The organism is Enterococcus sp. RTP21361st1_A6_RTP21361_211029, from assembly GCF_040910045.1.
GTDB lineage: Bacteria > Bacillota > Bacilli > Lactobacillales > Enterococcaceae > Enterococcus_D > Enterococcus_D gallinarum.
The window spans coordinates 1-3,688 of the sequence record NZ_JBDGBK010000151.1; the positions used below are offsets into that span (position 1 = coordinate 1).

General features: G+C 41.3%; 4 protein-coding genes, 1 pseudogene and 1 other annotated feature. Of the genes and pseudogenes, 2 read left to right on the forward strand and 3 right to left on the reverse strand.

Going from position 1 to position 3,688, the window contains the following annotated elements:
- Together AB5Z52_RS16185 and AB5Z52_RS16190 are read left to right on the forward strand one after the other, a co-directional pair.
- Positions 1-617 (forward strand): annotated as a pseudogene (locus tag AB5Z52_RS16185) (sensor histidine kinase); the annotation flags it as partial.
- A gap of 107 nt (positions 618-724) precedes the next feature.
- On the forward strand, positions 725-1,363 hold the full coding sequence (locus AB5Z52_RS16190) for a PepSY domain-containing protein (RefSeq protein ID WP_029487279.1): 639 nt from the start codon (positions 725-727) through the stop codon (positions 1,361-1,363).
- Between the two features lie 81 nt (positions 1,364-1,444).
- Here the strand turns inward: AB5Z52_RS16190 and AB5Z52_RS16195 are convergent, their stop codons facing one another.
- The 3 genes from AB5Z52_RS16195 to AB5Z52_RS16205 all read right to left on the reverse strand — a co-directional run bounded on the left by AB5Z52_RS16195 (position 1,445) and on the right by AB5Z52_RS16205 (position 3,161).
- On the reverse strand, positions 1,445-1,615 hold the full coding sequence (locus AB5Z52_RS16195; protein ID WP_005472698.1) for a hypothetical protein: 171 nt from the start codon (positions 1,613-1,615) through the stop codon (positions 1,445-1,447).
- A gap of 75 nt (positions 1,616-1,690) precedes the next feature.
- Positions 1,691-2,134: a thioesterase family protein gene (locus AB5Z52_RS16200; RefSeq protein WP_003128673.1), complete on the reverse strand. Its 444-nt coding sequence runs from the start codon at positions 2,132-2,134 to the stop codon at positions 1,691-1,693.
- Positions 2,135-2,216: 82 nt separating this feature from the next.
- A complete protein-coding gene (locus AB5Z52_RS16205) occupies positions 2,217-3,161 on the reverse strand; it encodes an aldo/keto reductase (protein WP_005472695.1) in 945 nt (314 codons plus the stop codon).
- 132 nt (positions 3,162-3,293) lie between these two features.
- Positions 3,294-3,497, forward strand: a binding site (T-box leader).
- Positions 3,498-3,688: the final 191 nt, after the last annotated feature.

A 3,688-nucleotide genomic window follows, 5' to 3' on the forward strand; every position in this document is an offset into this window, starting at 1 on the left:
CCTTTAGCCGCGATTCGCGGACATGTCCAATTGATCCAGCGGCGTGGAACCAAACACCCAGAAGTCATTCCTTCTTCACTGGCCTTTATCGATAAAGAATCGAAGCGTTTGGAAACATTGAGTAATCAACTGCTGGATTTGGAAAAAAACCAAACCCAAGAAATAAGTCTCGTTGATGTCTCGCAGATCGTGCGAGAAGAATGTGAAAAACAAGCAACGATCGTTCCGCAATCGATTGAATATTTTGTGGAAAACCAGTGTAGGAAGCAAGGGCACAAACGTGACTTCCAACAGATCATCCAAAATCTTTTAGAAAATGCAGCGAAGTATTCACCAGCAGATCAGCCCATTCATGTGAGACTGACACAAGATCAAACGCACTTGTCTCTAACCGTTGCCGACTTTGGTATTGGGATCCCAATGATAAGAAAGCGTTGATTTTTGAGCGTTTCTATCGAGTGGAAGATTCTCGTTCCAGTCAAATTTCCGGTTCAGGAATCGGATTATCACTGGTAAAGCAGCTGGCCAACAAGTATCATGCTGAAATTACCGTCACGGATAATCAGCCGCAAGGCAGTGTCTTTAAAATTGATTTCCCAAGTGAAAGAGAAAGATGAAGATTTTTTTAGATTTTCTTCAAGCATTTTTGATTCTTTTTTCTGAAGGACTTGTTATTCTAAATATATAGAAAAAAGGAATAGACAATTAATTGGAGAAATGAAACATGAAAAAAACAACAATTTTGTTCGGAATCGCTGCCCTAGGATTATTGGCAGGATGTACACAAAATAACACTGGAAATTCTGAACCTGCACAAAACAGCAGTTCAAGCTCAGCAGTCGCATCATCAAATGAAACAACTTCTTCGCAAGCTGTGGACAGATCTTCAAGCAGTGCAGCCATCGCAAATGGCGGTTTGCCTACAGTGACAGTAGAAGAAGCCGTCCAAGTGTTCCAAAACAAATATCCAGATGCAGCAATCACATCGCTTGACTTGGATACTTCTTTTGGTAAGTACTTCTATCAAGTTGAAGGCGTAGACGACACGAATGAATTTGAACTAAAGATCGATGCAGAAACAAAAGAAACTTCTGAAGAAAGAACCGAAAAACTAGATGCGGACGAACAAAACGGTGTCAAAAAAGAAGCCGATCAATTGGATCTGACCAACTTGCTTTCATTGGAAGAGATTTCCGATAGTGCTGTGAAAGAAGCTGGCGGTGGACAAGCAACAGATTGGGATCTTGATAAAGAAATGAATGTGACTTATTGGGAAGTCAAAGTTGAAGACGGCAACAAAAAAACAAATGTTAAAATCAATGCGCAAACAGGAGAAATTTTAGAAACTGAACAAGATGACTAGCAAAAGCGATAAGCAATAAAAAAAGCAAGGCAGCGAATAATGAAACTTACGCCAGTAAGCGTTCTTTCGCTGTCTTGCTTTTTATTGATTTGGCTTTACTTCTGTGAGAGGTTTGACTCTTCCGCCTATTTTTGCTGCAAAGGCTTCCGACTGCTTCCGATCTTCAAAAATCCACAACTTGTCAGGTATTTTTTCACGAGTGCGACGACCATCTTTGCCAATGTAACCATGCAAGACTTTAACAACATACATTGTCATCATCCTCCCATAAAAATTACCTTTGATTATACAAAAAAGTGCTCTAAATGCAATTAATCTGTCTCGAGATTAATTTTTCGAGGCAGCCGATAATGTCGCATAATCTGAAAATACTTGATGGATCTCAGGAAAGCTGCGCTTCAAATGGACTAGGCGATAGGTCTCTTTACTCAAAAAACAATGTTTGGAAGCGCCAGTTGTGACTAACTGATTGTTGTCAGTTCTATAAATCTCATAACGAAAATCAAGTCGAGTACCGGTGTAATGATCGACGAGCACATCGATGCGTACTTGATCCTCATAACGGATCATTTCCTTGTATTGTGCATTGACTTCAAGAACGGGAACAATCAAACCCGCTTCTTCGATTTTATGGTATGGCAATTGTAAAAAGGCGAGCATATCTACTCGTGCTTCTTCGAACCAACGGATGTAATTTGCATGGTGAATGATTGCCATCTGATCGGTTTCATAGTAATGAGGTTGGCGGATATAGCCGGAATATAAGGACATCAGGGTTGCTCCTTTTCATAACTGTTTTCATCAGCATAATACAAAACAAGAGAAATGCAAAGTGCCTTCTCTTGTTTCGGGACTATTTAAATTCAGCAAACAGGTGATCAATCGCTTGATAATCGGTTGCGGATAAATGGATATCCAATGCCTGCGCGTTGTCAGCAACTTGACTGGCTTGTTTTGCACCTGGAATAACTGCTGCAACTGCAGGATTTTTCATGTACCAAGCCAACACAAGTTGAGGAATCGTTGCATCATAAGAGGCAGCGATTGGTCGCAATTGGTCGACAGCCGATACGATTTTTTTAAAGCGATCACCTTGAAAGTCCGGCTTTTTACTACGGATATCGTCGTTTGAAAAGGTCGTTTCTTGTGTGTACTTTCCAGTCAACAACCCGGATGCTAGTGGAAAGTACGGAACAAAACTGATTGAATGTTCAGCTAAATAAGGGAAAAGTTCTGATTCAGCTTGGCGATGGATCAAACTGTACTCATCTTCCACAACATCAACGTACCCTTCGGCATTGGCTTCTTTTAATTGTTCAAGTGTGAAGTTGGAGACACCGATCGCACGGATTTTGCCAGCTTCTTTCAGTTGATGCAATGCGCGAATCGCTTCTTCTTTAGGGGTGGTTTCATCTGGAAAATGAATATAAAATATATCCAGATAGTTGGTTTTTAAGCGTGTTAAAGCTTCTTCAACGGCTTGGGTCAGGAATTCCGGCGAATTATCTTTTTTGTTTGGTTCTTCTGGTCGATGAGCTGCTTTAGTGGCAATGATGACTTGATTGCGATCGAACGCTTCTTCTTGCAAGACATCACCGATCAGTTCTTCTGATCGACCTTCACCGTAAATATAGGCAGTATCAATCAAATTGATCCCATTGCGCAGCGCCGTCCGCACAATTTCCTTGCCTTCTTCTTCATCTAAATTTGGAAATAAATTGTGGCCGCCGATGGCATTTGCACCTAAGCCAAGGGAGCGTACATAGACTTGTGATTTGCCGATTTGAACATCTGTCATAAAGCAATTCCTCCTTCTAATCTCTTCTTTTAGTGTAAAGGAAAAACTTGAAAAACGATATTCATAAGTATTGAAAAAGCCTATGAAACAGCTTGACATTTCCAAAGGATTCTTGTAGTTTATAGATAATATCAAAAATCTGTGAAAGATCGAGTACGTCATTATTGGACCTTCAAAGAGAAAACTGCCATGGCTGCAAGCAGTTTAGGACAAATGTCGGAAAGACAATCTGGAGATGAACAGAAGAAAAGCTGTTCCGTGAACGAGCGTTAATCGAAAGGAGAATGAAAGTTCTCGAATTTTAGGTGGTACCGCGTGTAATAACTCGCCCTTGTGTAGAAAACAAGGGCGAGTTTTTTGCTGTGAATCACTGCGATTGACCTGCGAAGCAGGGCAGAGCAGATGATGAACAGTAGTAGGCGACCGGAGGGAGAGTAGTCACCGCTTTTCGAATCACTGCGATTGACCTGCGAAGCAGGGCAGAGCAGATGATGAACAGTAGTAGGCGACCGGAGGGAGAGTAGTCA